The organism is Saccharopolyspora oryzae (genome assembly GCF_027853915.1).
GTDB lineage: Bacteria > Actinomycetota > Actinomycetes > Mycobacteriales > Pseudonocardiaceae > Saccharopolyspora > Saccharopolyspora oryzae.
On record NZ_JAQGLA010000088.1, the window covers coordinates 12630 to 27429 of the forward strand.

The following is a 14800-nucleotide window of genomic DNA, read 5'->3' on the forward strand; positions in this document are numbered from 1 at the left end:
CGGTGAGCGCCGAAGGTCGTTTGATCGCAGGCCGGTACCGCTTGCAGCAGCAGATCGGCAGCGGCGCCATGGGAGTGGTGTGGCAAGCCGTCGATGAGCGCCTGCACCGCACGGTCGCGGTGAAGCAGCTGTTGCTGCAGCCCGGCTACACCCCCGAGGAAACCGAAGAAGCCCGTCAGCGGTCGATGCGCGAGGGCCGCATCGCTGCCCGCTTGCAGCACCAGAACGCGATCGTCGTGTTCGACGTCGCGGAGGACGAGGGCCAGCCGGTGCTGGTCATGGAGTACCTGCCCTCGAAGAGCCTGGCGTCGGTCATCGACGAGCAGGGCGTTCTGCCGCCGTTGCAGGTGGCGCGGATCGGCGCGCAGGTGTCCGGTGCGCTGGCCGCCGCGCACATCGCGGGCATCGTGCACCGCGACCTGAAGCCGGGCAACATCCTGCTCGGCGACAACGACATCGCCAAGATCACCGACTTCGGCATCTCCCGGGCGATCGGGGACGTCGCGGTGACCAAGAGCGGCATCCTGGCGGGCACTCCCGCCTACTTGGCCCCCGAGGTGGCGCTGGGCCGCGATCCGGCCCCGGCCTCGGACGTGTTCTCGCTCGGTTCGACGCTGTACGCGGCGATCGAGGGCGGTCCGCCGTTCGGCACCGACGAGAACGCGATCAGCCTGCTGCACCGGGTCGCGCGCGGGCACTTCGACCCGCCGCGGCAGGCCGGGCCGATGACGCCGGTGCTGATGCAGATGCTTCGGCCGGACCCGGTGGACCGGCCGACCATGGCCCAGGCCCGCGACCTGCTGCAGGCGGTGCTCGACGGCCGTCCGGTGCCGAACGCCGCGCCGAGCGCGGGGTGGCAGCGTCCCGGCGGAGCCCCGCAGCCAACCCCGCCGGGGGGTACTCGGATGGGTCCGCCGCCTGCGGCGAACCCGCCGACGATGGTCGGTGGCGCCGCGATGGCGGCCGCCGAGCCCTCGCCGCGGCGCAACTACAAGCAGGCCGCGCTGTGGATCGTGGCGATCGTGGTCGCCGTGCTCGTGGGCGTGCTCGCCGCGAACGCTTTCGGCGACGACTCGCAGCCCCAGGGCGAGCCCGCACCGTCCACCCCGCCCACGCCGACCACCCAGGTGCAGCAGACGTCCACTGCGCCCACCACGTCGGCCACGACGACCAGTTCCGCGCCCACCACGACCGCGGCGACGACCGCTGCCCAGCAGCCGTCGTCGAAGGAGATCGTCGCGGTGGTGAAGAGGTACTACTCGCTGGTGCCGAAGAAGCTGGACCAGGCGTGGAAGCTGCTCGGTCCGAAGCTCCAGGAGCAGGGCCAGGACAAGTACGAGGGCTTCTGGAAGACGATCGACGACGTGAAGATCATCGGCGACCCGGTGCAGTCCGGTGCCAACGTGATCGTGACGGTGGAGTTCACCAAGGACGGCAAGAAGATCGTCGAGCAGCACGTCCTCGGGATGGTCACCACCCAGGACGGCAAGCCGCTGATCAACACCGACAGCCGCAACTGACGCGTTCGCGAGGCGCGATTTCGCCGGGGATTTCCCCGCGAGATCGCGCCTTTTCGCTGATCAGCTGGCGGATTCGTGGAGGGTGGCCAGCAAGGACTTGGTGGCCGGGCGGTCGGCCACCGCTTCCCGGACGGCCGCGTAGAGGCGGCGGACCGGTTCCGGCCGGCGGATCGCCCGGACGACCACGCCGGGGTGCACCACGTCGAGCCCCAGGCGCGGGACCAGGGCCACGCCCAGCTCGGCGGCGACGAAGCCCTGCGCCGAGTAGCTCCCGTCGGTCTCCAGCGCCACCTTCGGCTTGAAACCCGCGCTCGCGTAGGCCTCCTGGAGCAGCTGGGAGCAGATGTCGTCGGTGTCCAACGCGCTGTTCACCCAGGGCTCGGCGGCCAGCTGGCCCAGGTCGATGCACTCCTGCTCGGCCATCGGGTGGTTCTTCGGCAGCACCACCCGGTAGGGGTCGTCGGCGAGGTGCACGAACCGCACGCCGCGCCGCTCGGGCACGTCGCGCCCGACCACGACGACCGCCACGTCCGACTCGCCTGCGGCCAGGTCGTCGACCAGGCCCACTTCCTGCATCCGCAGGTCGAGCTGCACCTCCGGGTGCTCGGCGCGGAACTTCGCGACCGCGACCGGGATCAGCCCCACCGAGGCGGTGTGGAAGAACCGCACCCGGAGCAAGCCGGTGCGCCCGGCGCGGATGTCGGCCAGCTCGACCTCCGTGCTGCTGAGCAGCTCGGCGAGCTGTCCGGCCCGGTCGGCCAGCAGCATCCCGGCCGGGGTCGGCTTGAGCCCGCGGCCGACCTTCTCCAGCAGCGGGATACCGGCTTCCTTCTCCAGCGTCGACAGCTGCTGGCTGATCGCCGAAGGGGTGTATCCGAGGTTCGTCGCCGCAGCGCTGACCGACCCGCTGGTGACCACCGCTCGCAGCACCTGCATCCGCCGCACGTCCAACATGAGCTCAACGATACAGCAGATCTAAAAAGTTCTGTGTCTTTTTTTCACTTGTCCTTATGCGGGGACCGGAGCAACGTAGAAGGCGGAAGAACGCTCCAGCGATACCGCCCATCGTCCCGGCGAATCCGACGACCCGCACTCGGGGTCTTGCGCGAACCCGGAGAGGACCATGAACAACCCCGCCAACTACCTCCGACTCGGCGCCCTGGCGCTGCTGTGGGGCTCCAGCTTCCTGCTGATCAAGCTGGCCCTGGCGGCCCTCGCGCCCACGCAGATCGCGCTGACGCGCATCGTGCTCGGGGCGCTGGTGCTGCTGGCGCTGTGCGCGGCGCGCGGATTGCGGCTCAGCCGCGATCGCGCGGTGTGGCGGCACATCGCGGTCGCCGCGCTGCTCGGCAGCGCTCTGCCGTGGGTCCTGTTCGGGATCGGCGAGCAGACGGTCGATTCCGGGCTGACCGGGGTGCTCAACGCGACGACTCCACTGTGGACCGTTCTGGTCGGGCTGCTGGTCAGCCGCGAAGCTCCGCCACCGGCTCGAATCGGCGGGCTGCTGCTGGGATTCCTCGGCGTGATGCTGATCTTCGCGCCGTGGCAGGGCACCAGCATGCTCAGCTGGGGTGTGCTCGCCTGCCTCGGCGCGGCCGTCAGCTACGGCATCTCCTACGTCTACATCGCGCGGAACCTGACCGGCCAGCACGGGTTGCCGCCGCTGGCGCTGGCCGCGATGCAGCTGACCGCGGCCACCGGCTACGGCGTCATCTCGCTGCCGATCGACGGGCTGCGCCCGGTGCAGTGGGACCTGCTCGCGATGGGTTCGGTCGCGGTGCTGGGCATCTTCGGCACCGGCCTCGCGTTCGCGCTGAACTACCGGATCATCAGCGACGAAGGCGCCACCACCGCCTCGACGGTGACCTACCTGATGCCCATCGTCTCGGTGCTCCTCGGCTGGCTGCTGCTCGACGAGGAGATCGGCCTCCGAGTCCTGCTCGGCATGGCGGTCGTGCTCACCGGCGTGCTGCTGACCCGCCGCTCCCCCGACCCGAAAACCCCTGCTGCTCCCACGAATCAGGAGGAAGAGATGTCCGAAGCGACCGCCGTCGAGGAACGCCCCACCACCGAGGCGCTGCCCCCGGTCGAGGAGCCGAAGGGCTGGGCCCGGTTCCAGCTGGCGCTGCTCCGCGGCTCCCAGCTCTACGCCGACCTGGCCACCAACCACCCGATGAAGTGAGCGGTGCCGGGGAGCTCTCCCCGGCACCGCCCGATCAGGCCGGCTGGTCGTCGCGGGTTTCCGCGGCGACCGGACCGGCGTGCATCGACTCCAAGCTGCGCCCCGCCGTGCGCAGCCCCAGCAGCGCGAGCACCACGGCACCGACCAGCAGGAGACCGCACAGCACCGCGAAGACACCGGCGAATCCGAGGTCGGCGTACAGGTAGCCGATCGCCACGGGCGCCATGATCGCGCCGACCCGCGCGGTCGCGCTGGCCAGCCCCATCCCGGTCGCCCTGGACTCGGTCGGGTAGATCTCGGAGGTGTAGGCGTACAGCGGCCCGGCGACGCCGTTCATGAAGAACGAGAGCGCGACGATGAAGCAGAAGATCGCCACTTCGCCGTCCGCGGTGGCCAGACCGGCCGCGCAGGCGATGGCGCAGCCCATGAACACCACGATCGTCCACTTGCGATCGATGCGTTCGCTGATGGCGGCCGCGAGGTAGTAGCCGGGGATCTGCGCGACCGCGCTGGCCAGCGCGAACGAGAAGCTCTTGGCGATCGTGAAGCCCTTGAGCACCAGGAGCGTGGGCAACCAGGTGCCGTAGCCGTAGTGCGTCGCCTGGATCGCGAACCACACCACGCACACGACGCCGGTGCGCACGGCCAGCCCCGGTCCCCACAGCGCGGCGAACTGCCGCCACAGGTTCCGCCGCGGCGCGGGTTCCCCGGTCGGCTCGGCGACCGGCGGCACCGGCGGCAGCTCGCCCTTGACCGCGGTTTCGCGTTCGAAGCGCTCGACGATCGCAGCGGCTTCGGCGATCCGCCCCTGGCTGATCAGGAAGCGCGGCGATTCCAACAGGTCCCGGCGCCACCAGAGCAGCAGCAGGATGGGCGCGACGCAGATGACGCACGCGATGCGCCACCCCGGTTCCGGGTTCGGGCTGATCACCGCGACCGCGGTCAGCCCGGCCAGGACGTAGCCGAAACCGAGGAACATCATCGTGTTTCCGATGTTGCGGCCCCGGTTCGAGGTGGGCAGGAACTCCGAGATGTAGGGCACGATCATGGTGGCTTCGGCGCCGACCCCGATCCCGCTGAGCACCCGCCAGAGCATCAGCTCCCCCGGGCTGGACGCGGTCGCCGCGACGAGCGTGAACGCGACGTAGACCAGGAGCGCGTACATCAGCACCCGGCGGCGTCCGATGCGATCGGCGAGCGCTCCCGCGACCAGGGCGCCGATCAGGTAGCCGATGAACACCGAGGCCAGCAGCCATCCGGCCAACCCGGACTCGACCGACCAGAGGGCGACCACGGCCGAAGCCGCGTATCCGAGCAGCACGGCGTCGTAGGACTCGAAGAGGTAGCCGAGCCCGCCCTGCAGCATCAGCCTGCGATGCGGTTTGCCGACGGGCAGCCGGTCCAAGCGGGCGAGGAGTTCCGTACCAGTGGGCAGTGGTGCGGCGGTCACCAGCGGCTCCTTCCATCCGGTTTGCGGCATGGTCGGCGGACGCGGCGCGGGCGTTGTCGAATGTCGGGGAATCCGTCATGATCTCCGGCTGTGACGCGGAGATCCGCCATGCTCAGCGAGTCCGACCTGGCACTGGTGAACGCGCTCCAGGTCTGGCCGCGCGCCCCCTGGACCGCGGTGGCCACCTCGCTGGGGGTCCGCTCGGCGGAGGCGGTGGCCCGGCGGTGGGACCGGTTGTCCACCCGCGGCGACGCCTGGACGACCGCGTACTTCCGCGCGCTGTCCACCGGCGGCTGCATCGCGCTGGTGACGGCCCGGTGCCGACCGGGCACCAAGGAGCAGGTCGCGGCCACGCTGGCCGAGGACTCCTGCTGCATCTCGGCGGACATCACCGCCGGAACCCAGGACCTGCTGCTCACCATCGCGGCGCAGGACCTCGAAGCGCTCAACCAGTACCTCTTCCAGCACGTCGAGCAGGTACCCGGCCTGATCGCCACCACGACCGCGCTGGCGACCCGGTTCTACAGCGAAGGGGCGAACTGGCGCCTGCACGCGCTGGGCGCTTCAGCGCACGCCGCACTGGACCCGGGTTTCGGCCAGCAGTCCACCCAGTCGACCCCGTTCGGCAGCCTCGACCGGAAGTTGGCGGGGCTGCTGTCCGCGGACGGCCGCACCTCCTACGCGCAGCTCGCCGAGGAGTCCGGTACCAGCGAGGCGACGGCACGCCGCCGGATCACCGCGATGCTGCGATCGCGCGTGCTCGCCCTGCGCTGCGAGGTGGCCGCACCGCTGGTCGGACTGCCGGTCACCGCCACCCTGCGCGGGCGGGTCGCCGCGTTCGACCTGGACCGGGTGGGGGCCGGGTTGGCCGGTCTGGCACCGGTCCGGATGTGCGCGGCGGTCACCGGCGAGCACAACCTGGTCGCCACGGTCTGGCTGCCCTCGATCAGCGCGGTCCAGCAGTTCGAGCAGGTGGCGACCCGGAACTTCCCCGCCCTCGTGGTGCACGACACGCTGGTGAACCTGCGAACGGTCAAGCGCATGGGCCGGCTCCTGGACCACTCGGGGCGCGCGACCGGCTTCGTACCGATGCGCGCCTGGTCGCACCAGTCGGAGGGATAGCACGAGTCCGGCCCGGTGTTCCGGGCCGGACTCGTGGGGCTCACTCGCGGTAGGTCGCCGTGTAGGGCTCGAACGCCGCGCCTTCGCCGGTCCGGTTGCCCACGCCGAAAACGGTGCCGTCGTCCTGGACGGCCGCGCCGTACACGCGGACCATGGGCGGCGCGATCAGGCCCTGCCACCCGGCCCCGTCCCAACCCAGCCGGAAGGGCTCGGCGTTGGGCCCGACCCCGAACAACTGGACCTGGTCGCCGACCTGGAGGAGCTGGGTGATCGTGCCGGCCTCCCCGAGCTCGAAGGTCTCCCACGCCCGGCCGTCCCAGTGCGCGGTGAACGGCACCTCCTGGCCCTGCACGGTGCGGTGCCCGCCGACCCACACGTCGTCCGGGGCCAGGGCGAGGACGTTGTCGAGCGCTTCGATGACGCCGGGATCCTCGTCGACGTCCGGAACCGGCACCTCCGTCCACGCCCGGCCGTCCCAGTGCAGGGCGATGGTGCGGCTGCCGTTGGGCCAGGTGCTGTAGCCGACCGCCCACAGGTCGTTCGACGCCACGCCTTCGACGTCCGTCAGCTTCCAGGACTCGTAGTCGTGCTCAGCGAGGTCGGGGACCGGAACGTCGGTCCACGCCCGGCCGTCCCAGTGCTGCGCCGTGCCGCGCCCGGCCCCGCCGACCGCCCAGACATCGTCCGCGGCGAACGCCTTCAGCGCCACCGGGTCCGGAGAGGTGCCGGGCGCCGGATCGACCCGCGTCCACGTCTGACCATCCCAGTGCGCCATGCCGCCGGGCTTGGTCTTGGTCGGCACTCCGACGGTCCAGACGTCGTCGGGCGCCAGGACCTCGCCGTCCACCAGACGTCCGAAGTTCTCGATCGGAACCTGCTGCCAGCCCTGCTCGTCCTTGCGGTAGACCTCGCTGGTCTCGTTCGGGGAACTGTCGCTGTTGAAGCCGAAAGCCCAGGACTCCCCCGCCGCGCTGCCCGCAGCCGTCAACATGCCGGACTTCGCCGACGTCGGAACCGGCTCCTCCGACCAGCTCCCCACCGCCGAGGCCTGCCCGACCGATCCCACGAGCAGTCCGGCCGTGGCGAGAAGAGTGGCCGCTGTTCGTCTCATCCGCTGTGCTCCCCAGTTCGCTCAACAGGTACACCGCTAAGACGTCCCTGGCACGCACGGGGTTGTCCTTCGAGCCGAAAGCGCTGGCACGCATGAGGATTGGCACCCGCGAAGACGGGAACTCACACCAGGCGGCGGTCGGAGGCCCAGCGGGAGAGCTCGTAGCGGTTGGACAGCTGGGTCTTGCGGAGCACGCTGGAGACGTGGGTTTCCACCGTCTTCACGGAGATGAACAGCTCCGAGGCGATCTCCTTGTAGGCGTAGCCGCGGGCCAGCAGGCGCAGCACCTCGCGTTCGCGGGGCGTGAGCAGGTCCAGCTCGGGGTCGCCGACCGGCGCCGAGTTCGGGCCCTCGGAGAAGGCGTCCAGCACGAAACCCGCCAGGCGGGGCGAGAACACCGCGTCCCCGGCGCGCACCCGCACGACCGCGTCGGCGAGCTCGCGACCGGAGATGGTCTTGGTGACGTAGCCGCGGGCGCCGCCGCGGATCACCGTTATCACGTCCTCGGCGGCGTCGGAGACCGACAACGCCAGGAACACCACGTCGGGCTGCTGGGGGCGCACCTGCCGCAGGACCTCGGCGCCACCGCCGTCGGGCATGTGCACGTCCAGCAGGACGACTTCCGGCTTGTAGTGCGCGATCCCGGCGACGGCCTCGGCCACCGAACCGGCCTCGCCCACCACCTCGACCTGATCGGCGGCGGCCAGTTCCGCGCGCACCCCGGCGCGGAACAGCGCGTGGTCGTCGACCAGGAACACCCGGACCTGGTTCGGGGTGGTGTCGTCACCGGTCACGATCAGCCTCCATCGCCGTTCTCGCCCGAAGGGTACGCGAATTCACGCCGCCGCCCTCGGCATTTCCATCTGCACCTCGGTGCCCTCGCCGAGCGAGGTCCGCACCTTGACCTTGCCGCCGTGCCGCTGCACGCGACCGCGGATCGAATCGGCCAGGCCGTGCCGGTCGTCGGGCACGGCGGCCGGGTCGAACCCCTTGCCGCGGTCGCGGACGAACACCGAGACCTGCCCGGCCTCGACCTCCGCGTACACGCTCACCTCCGCGACCTCGGCGTGCTTGGCCGCGTTGACGATCGCCTCCCGGGCCGCCGCGAGCTGCGCGAAAAGCCGCTCGTCGACGTCGCAGTCGCCGACGACCACCTGCTGGACCTTGATCGCGAAGGTGTCCTCGACCTCGCCGCAGATCCGGGTCAGCTCGGCGGAGAACGTGGCGGCGGGCGCGTCCTCGACCGCCTGCCGCTGCGAACCGTAGCCGTCCGGGCCGTACAGCCAGCTCCGCAGCTCGCGCTCCTGGCCGCGGGCCAACCGCCGCACCTCGCGCTCGGAGTCGGCCTGCTTCTGGATCAGCGCCAACGTCTGCAGCACCGAGTCGTGCAGGTGCGCGGCGATCTCGGCGCGTTCCTGGGAGCGGATCCGGCTGGCCCGCTCGATGTTGAGGTCCCGCACCAGGCGCACCCACCACGGCACGGTCAGCACGGCGACGCCGACCAGCGTCGCGCCCACCGCGAGCAGCGCGAAGCGCACCTCGTCCAGCGACGCCGACCCCGCCAGCAGCACCACGATGCCGACCACGACCAGGGCCGCCCCGGCGAGCACGCGGATCATGGCCGAGCGACCACCGCCGCCGAGCAGCGCGCCGACTACGTTGGTGCGCGCGCCCTGCCGCCAGCGGCGGCGCTGCGACTCGTCGGCTTCCCGCCACACCACGGCGGCGCCGACCAGCACCACCACCATCGGCGCGCCCAGCCAGTTCGGCATCGAGACCAGGCCGCCGATGGCGACCATCGCGCCGAGGCAGAGCAGGATCACGCCGAAGCCCTGCTGGCGCTCCCGGCTCGACACCGGTTTCTCGACACCGGTGGACTGCGGCACGAACACCCACAGCAGCCCGTAGGCGAGGACGCCGGCCCCGCCGCACACCGCGAGCACGGCGAACCCCCCGCGCACCCACAGCACCGGCACCCCGAGGTGTTCGGCCACCCCGCTGGCCACGCCCGCGACCAAGCGCCCGCTGCGACGTCGACGCAGCTGCTCCACGCTCCGCGGCCGCTGCGCCATCTGCTGCGTGGCAGCTCCCGGCCCGGTGTCCTGGTTCAGCTGGTCTCCCACGACACCGATGGTCACACGCACGGACGAGCACGAGCATCAGGGACCGTCCCTGACATTCCGGGCCGAGTCAGGGGCGTCCCTGATGCCCTCTGGCCCGCTCGGCACGGATAGTGGTCGGCATGAGCAGCACGAAGCACGCCGGGGCCGCCGCGGCGTTCGAGGACACGCTGCGGGACTTCTGGGCGACCCGCCCGGTCCGGCCGCGCATCGGGGGCAAGGTAGGAGGCGTGTCCGCCGCGATCGGCCGCAGGTACGGCATCGACCCGGTCCTGGTCCGGGTCGCGTTCGTCCTGGCCGCCATCTACGGCGGGGCCGGCGTGGTGCTCTACCTGCTGGGCTGGCTGCTGTTCCCGAAGGAGGGCGAGCCGGTCCCGGGCAATCCCAGCCCGAAGCCGGAGCCGACCTCCAGCACGCTCGCCGTGATCCTCGTGGTGCTGCTGATCCCCGGCGTGTTCTGGCTGACCAGCACGCCGTCGATCATCGGGCTCGCGGCGGGGCTCGGCGTGCTCTACCTGGTGCACCGCACCTACGGCGAGCGAAACGTGGCACCGCCGCCCACCCCGGCACCGGCGCCCAGCGCGAATCCGGCCGCGACACCGGTGGACGAGAACACCTGGGTCTACCCCGGTTCCGGGACGACCGCGGCCGCCGAGGCGCAGTCCCCGCCCAAGTGGGATCCGCTCGGCGCCGCGCCGTTCGCCTGGGACCTGCCCGAACCCGCCGAGCCCGAACAGCCGGAACCGCGACGTCCGCGGCGCCGCTGGATCACCTGGACGACGCTGGTGCTGGCGGCGTTCGCCGGCGGCCTGACCAGCTCGCTGGGAGCACCGCTGGCCATCGCGCTGGCCATCGCGCTCGGCGTGCTGGGGCTGGGGCTGATCGCCGGCTCGTTCTTGCACGGCGGGCGGGGGCTCATCGCCGCAGCGGTCCCGCTGGCAGCGGTGGCGATGCTGGCCTCGGCGCTGCCGTCGAGCACCTTCACCGGCCGGATCGGCGACTACACCATCGTCCCCACCAGGACCGTCGAGCTCGACCCCAACTACGAGCTGTCGGCCGGGACGGTCACCTTGGACCTGCGGGACCTGAAGCTCGCTCCCGACGAGAACGTCACCACCTCGGCCAACGTGGGAGTCGGCGACGTCACCGTGCTGCTGCCCCCGAACGTCGACGTGACCGCGGGGTGCAAGACGGGGCTCGGCGACGTGCAGTGCCTGAACGCGATGTCCAGCGGCGGCGCCGCGGACCAGACCGCGACCGACTACGGCGCGGACGGCCTCGGTGGCGGTCACGTGTCCCTCGACCTGCAGGTCGGGGTGGGAAGTGTGGAGGTCTCCCGTGGCTGACGAGCGGAACCGCCCGGAACGCACCGGCCCCGACCTGGTCGCGCTGGTCAGCGGCCTGATCACGATCACCATCGCGGGCACCGTGCTGTTCGGCCTCGGCGGTCAGCTGCAGTGGCTGCTGGCGGTGGCCGCGGTGATGATCGGCGGGATCATGCTGATCGCCTCCCGGCGCACCCGCAACTAGCCGATCGCGCCGAGCACGATCAGCGCGATCCCGGCCAGCGCGGCCAGCGGGATGCCGACGGCGAGCAGCCGGTGCTGGGTGCGGGCGCTCTTGCGGAGCTGGTCCTCGGTGCGCGTCGAGATGACGAAGTGGCCGTCCTGCTCGGGTTTCCCGATCACCAGCGGACCGATCCGGTCGTGCACCTCGCCCAGCACGTACAGCCGCTGGCCGGGCCGGATCACCCACTCCTCGTACTCGTAACCGATGGTGCTGCTGTCGTCGAAGATGTTCGGCAGCTGGAACCCGAACACCGTCGGGCCCTGCTGGCGCTGGTACGGCTCGAACCGGCTGACCACCTGCTCCGGCTTGTCCGGCGCGGTCCCGTTCGGGTCGACGCCGATCAGCACGCCCCGGTCGTCGCGGAGCGCGTAGCCCGCCCACGAGGTGTGCTCGGCGACGGTCTCGGTCTTGCGGGTCCGGTTCGGGCGCCCGTTGCTGTCGTACCGGCGCTCCTCGAAGCGGCGCTTGACCACGTGGCGGTGCCAGACGCATTCGGTCTTGCTGAACTCGGAGACCAGCAGGCCCTCCGGACGCGGGTACGCCGCGCCGACCACCTCGCACTGCTTGCGGAACCCGCCGCGAGCGCCGAGCTCGTCGGAGATCTGGCGCAGCCGTTCCAGCTCGTCCACCGGCAGCGTCTCCGCGCCGATCATCGCGTGCAGCTGATCGCGGGTGCGGCGCATGAAGTAGAACCCGACGCCGGCGGCGACCACCAGCAGAACCCCGAAGATGACCATCTCGCCCTCCCGACACTCGCGGCAGACCCTAGTTCCCCGCCGCGCGGGGCAGCCCGGATTCCGGCTGATCCGAGAGGTGGATCTCCGTCCAGAACTCGCCAATCGCCCCAACCGGCCGAACCGCACCGCGATACTCGATCGCTCAAGACGCGGTTCTCCCCGAAGGAGCGCTCATGGTCCGGAACGCCTTGCTCGCGACGGCCGCCGCGCTCGCGGTGGTGACCGCGGTACCGGCCGGTGCCGAGCCCCGCGCCGAGGTGTTCTTCGACGACTTCTCCGGTGCCGAACTGGACCGCGCCAAGTGGGCGGTCGAGGTCACCGGCGAGAACTTCGGCACGGTCAACCAGGAGCAGCAGGCCTACGTCGACTCGCCCGAGACCATCTACGTCGAGCACGACCCGGCCACCGGGGCGGAGAACGGCGCGCTCGCGCTGCACCCCCGGTACGCGCCCGGCACGCAGGCCCCGGACGGGCAGACCTACGACTTCGTCTCCGGCCGGGTCAAGACGCAGGACAAGGTCGAGTTCACCTACGGCAGCTACGCGGCCCGGCTCAAGCTCCCGGAGAACGCCACCGGCAGCGGGCTGTGGCCCGCGTGGTGGTCGCTGGGCGCGAACATCGACGACGGCGAGCCGTGGCCGGACTGCGGCGAGATCGACGTGATGGAGCACGTCGGCGAACCGTGGACGAGCTCGGCGCTGCACGGCCCCGAGTACCACGGCGACACCCCGTTCACGAAGCGGCAGGACTTCGAGGGCGCGGACCCCGCCGACTGGCACGTCTACCGGGTGGACTGGACGCCCGACGGGCTGACCTTCTTCGTCGACGACACCGAGACCTACCGGGTCACCAAGGACGAGATCCAGGGCAACGGCTGGACGTGGGCGTACGACGACCCGCAGTTCCTGATCCTGAACTTCGCCCTCGGCGGCACCTACCCGAACGGCGTCAACGGCGTGACGGAGCCCTACTTCGGCCTTCCTCAGTCCACAGTGGACAGGATTGCCGCCGGCGAGGTCCGCTACCTGGTCGACTGGGTCCGCGTCGAGCAGTGACGAGCCGACGCGCGAAGGGCGCCTCCCGCCGAAGCGGAAGACGCCCTTCGAAGTGCGGGGATCACTCCCACTCGATGGTGCCCGGGGGCTTGGACGTCACGTCCAGCGTTACCCGGTTGACCTCGGAGACCTCGTTGGTGATCCGGGTGGAGATCCGCTCCAGCACGTCGTAGGGCAGGCGGGTCCAGTCCGCGGTCATCGCGTCCTCGCTGGACACCGGGCGCAGGACCACCGGGTGGCCGTAGGTCCGGCCGTCGCCCTGCACGCCGACCGAGCGGACGTCGGCCAGCAGCACCACCGGGCACTGCCAGATGTCGCGGTCCAGACCGGCTGCGGTCAGCTCCTCGCGGGCGATCGCGTCCGCCGCGCGCAGCGTCTCCAACCGGTCCGCGGTGACCTCGCCGATGATCCGGATGCCCAGGCCCGGGCCGGGGAACGGCTGCCGGTGCACGATGGTCTCCGGCAGGCCCAGCTCCAGGCCGACCCGGCGCACCTCGTCCTTGAACAGCGCGCGCAGCGGCTCGACCAGCTCGAACTGCAGGTCGTCGGGCAGGCCGCCGACGTTGTGGTGGCTCTTGATGTTCGCCGCGCCGGAACCTCCGCCGGACTCGACCACGTCCGGGTAGAGGGTGCCCTGCACCAGGAAGTCGATCTGCTCACCGGCCTCGCCGGCCTCCGCCTGCAGGTCGCGGGCGGCCTGCTCGAAGACGCGGATGAACTCCCGGCCGATGATCTTGCGCTTCTCCTCCGGGTCGGTCACGCCGGCCAGCTCGCCGAGGAACCGGTCCACCGCGTCGATGGTGACCAGCCGGACACCGGTCGCCGCGACGAAGTCGCGCTCAACCTGCGCGCGCTCACCGGCGCGCAGCAGGCCGTGGTCGACGAACACGCAGGTCAGCTGGTCGCCGATGGCGCGCTGCACCAGCGCGGCGGCCACCGCGGAGTCCACCCCGCCGGACAGCGCGCAGATCGCGCGCCGGTCGCCGATCTGCTCCCGGATCGCCGCGACCGTGTCGTCGACGATGGAGGAGGTGGTCCACTGCGGGCGGACCTTGGCGATGTCGTGCAGGAAGCGCCGCAGCACCTCCTGGCCGTGCGGCGAGTGCACCACCTCGGGGTGGTACTGGACGCCGGCCAGCTGCCGTTCGACGCTCTCGAACGCCGCGACCGGGGTGTCCTTGGTGGAGGCGGTGACCTCGAAGCCCTCGGGGGCCTTGCTCACCGAGTCGCCGTGGCTCATCCACACCGGGTGGTGGCCGGGCATCTCGGCGTGCAGCGTGCCGCCGTCGCCGCTGATCTCCAGCTCGGTCCGGCCGTACTCGCGGGTGCCGGTGTGCTCCACCGCGCCGCCGAGGGCCGAGATCATCGCCTGGAAGCCGTAGCAGATGCCGAAGACCGGGACACCCGCGCTGAACAGCGCCGGGTCGACCTGGGGCGCGCCATCCGCGTAGACGCTGGACGGGCCGCCGGAGAGCACGACGGCGGCGGGGTTGCGGTGCTTGATCTCCTCGACGGAGATGTCGTGCGGAACGACCTCGGAGTAGACCTGCGCCTCGCGAACCCGACGCGCGATCAGCTGCGCGTACTGGGCGCCGTAGTCGACAACGAGAACAGGCCCCTGGGCGCTGTTGCTTGCGGAACCGGACACGTCGCCGCGACCTCCTAGCATGAACCGGTGAGCTGAGGCCATTGTCCCAGGTAACCAAGGCCACAGCCGCATCGACCCCGGCCAGCCCCCGAGACGCCCCGCAGCCAGCACCAGGACCGCAGTTTCAATTGAAACTGCGATCCGCCGTGGGTGAGATCCGCAGTTTCAATTGAAACTGCAGTCCCCCGGCGTGGCGGGCGCCGGACAGGCCGAGGCGCGGCGGCCCCCGACGCGCCGAATCCTGTGGACAGGGCGTCCGGGCGGTGGAGAACTTCAGCAAATTGAA

The 14800-nt window shown here is 71.2% G+C and carries 13 protein-coding genes; 6 read left to right on the forward strand and 7 right to left on the reverse strand.

The window, feature by feature from the left end:
* The first annotated feature begins 2 nt into the window (after nucleotides 1-2).
* Entirely contained in the window at nucleotides 3-1520 is a 1518-nt protein-coding gene (locus OU415_RS32205; RefSeq protein WP_270953271.1) for a serine/threonine-protein kinase, read from the forward strand.
* 60 nt (nucleotides 1521-1580) lie between these two features.
* Here OU415_RS32205 and OU415_RS32210 read toward each other — a convergent pair whose 3' ends face one another.
* A complete protein-coding gene (locus OU415_RS32210; protein WP_270953272.1) occupies nucleotides 1581-2474 on the reverse strand; it encodes a LysR family transcriptional regulator in 894 nt (297 codons plus the stop codon).
* 169 nt (nucleotides 2475-2643) lie between these two features.
* On the opposite strand from OU415_RS32210, the gene OU415_RS32215 reads away from it, so the two are divergent.
* Entirely contained in the window at nucleotides 2644-3702 is a 1059-nt protein-coding gene (locus tag OU415_RS32215; RefSeq protein ID WP_270953273.1) for a DMT family transporter, read from the forward strand.
* A 34-nt stretch (nucleotides 3703-3736) separates the two neighbouring features.
* Here the strand turns inward: OU415_RS32215 and OU415_RS32220 are convergent, their stop codons facing one another.
* The gene (locus OU415_RS32220; RefSeq protein WP_270953274.1) at nucleotides 3737-5152 is read right to left on the reverse strand and encodes an MFS transporter; all 1416 of its coding nucleotides are present in this window, start codon (nucleotides 5150-5152) and stop codon (nucleotides 3737-3739) included.
* A 90-nt stretch (nucleotides 5153-5242) separates the two neighbouring features.
* Between OU415_RS32220 and OU415_RS32225 the strand changes: the two genes are divergently transcribed.
* Entirely contained in the window at nucleotides 5243-6274 is a 1032-nt protein-coding gene (locus OU415_RS32225; protein ID WP_270953275.1) for an Lrp/AsnC family transcriptional regulator, read from the forward strand.
* Between the two features lie 40 nt (nucleotides 6275-6314).
* Here the strand turns inward: OU415_RS32225 and OU415_RS32230 are convergent, their stop codons facing one another.
* The 3 genes from OU415_RS32230 to OU415_RS32240 all read right to left on the reverse strand — a co-directional run bounded on the left by OU415_RS32230 (nucleotide 6315) and on the right by OU415_RS32240 (nucleotide 9457).
* A complete protein-coding gene (locus tag OU415_RS32230) occupies nucleotides 6315-7385 on the reverse strand; it encodes a hypothetical protein (RefSeq protein WP_270953276.1) in 1071 nt (356 codons plus the stop codon).
* 122 nt (nucleotides 7386-7507) lie between these two features.
* Nucleotides 7508-8179, reverse strand: a complete 672-nt coding sequence (locus tag OU415_RS32235) for a response regulator (RefSeq protein WP_408641952.1) — start codon at nucleotides 8177-8179, stop codon at nucleotides 7508-7510.
* Nucleotides 8180-8221: 42 nt separating this feature from the next.
* A complete protein-coding gene (locus OU415_RS32240; RefSeq protein ID WP_270953283.1) occupies nucleotides 8222-9457 on the reverse strand; it encodes an ATP-binding protein in 1236 nt (411 codons plus the stop codon).
* A 170-nt stretch (nucleotides 9458-9627) separates the two neighbouring features.
* Here OU415_RS32240 and OU415_RS32245 point away from each other — a divergent pair, with 170 nt between their 5' ends.
* Nucleotides 9628-10851 carry a PspC domain-containing protein gene (locus OU415_RS32245; protein ID WP_270953277.1) on the forward strand — a complete coding sequence of 408 codons (1224 nt, stop codon included), beginning with the start codon at nucleotides 9628-9630 and terminating at the stop codon, nucleotides 10849-10851.
* Nucleotides 10844-11035 carry a hypothetical protein gene (locus OU415_RS32250; protein ID WP_270953278.1) on the forward strand — a complete coding sequence of 64 codons (192 nt, stop codon included), beginning with the start codon at nucleotides 10844-10846 and terminating at the stop codon, nucleotides 11033-11035. Before OU415_RS32245 ends, OU415_RS32250 begins: the two co-directional genes overlap by 8 nt.
* Here OU415_RS32250 and OU415_RS32255 read toward each other — a convergent pair.
* Nucleotides 11032-11811, reverse strand: coding sequence for an E3 ubiquitin ligase family protein (locus OU415_RS32255; protein ID WP_270953279.1), 780 nt, complete (start codon nucleotides 11809-11811; stop codon nucleotides 11032-11034). The genes OU415_RS32250 and OU415_RS32255 overlap by 4 nt on opposite strands.
* A gap of 173 nt (nucleotides 11812-11984) precedes the next feature.
* Here OU415_RS32255 and OU415_RS32260 point away from each other — a divergent pair, with 173 nt between their 5' ends.
* Nucleotides 11985-12866, forward strand: a complete 882-nt coding sequence (locus OU415_RS32260) for a glycoside hydrolase family 16 protein (protein ID WP_270953280.1) — start codon at nucleotides 11985-11987, stop codon at nucleotides 12864-12866.
* A gap of 61 nt (nucleotides 12867-12927) precedes the next feature.
* Here OU415_RS32260 and guaA read toward each other — a convergent pair whose 3' ends face one another.
* Nucleotides 12928-14514, reverse strand: a complete 1587-nt coding sequence (guaA, locus tag OU415_RS32265) for a glutamine-hydrolyzing GMP synthase (RefSeq protein ID WP_270953281.1) — start codon at nucleotides 14512-14514, stop codon at nucleotides 12928-12930.
* Nucleotides 14515-14800: the final 286 nt, after the last annotated feature.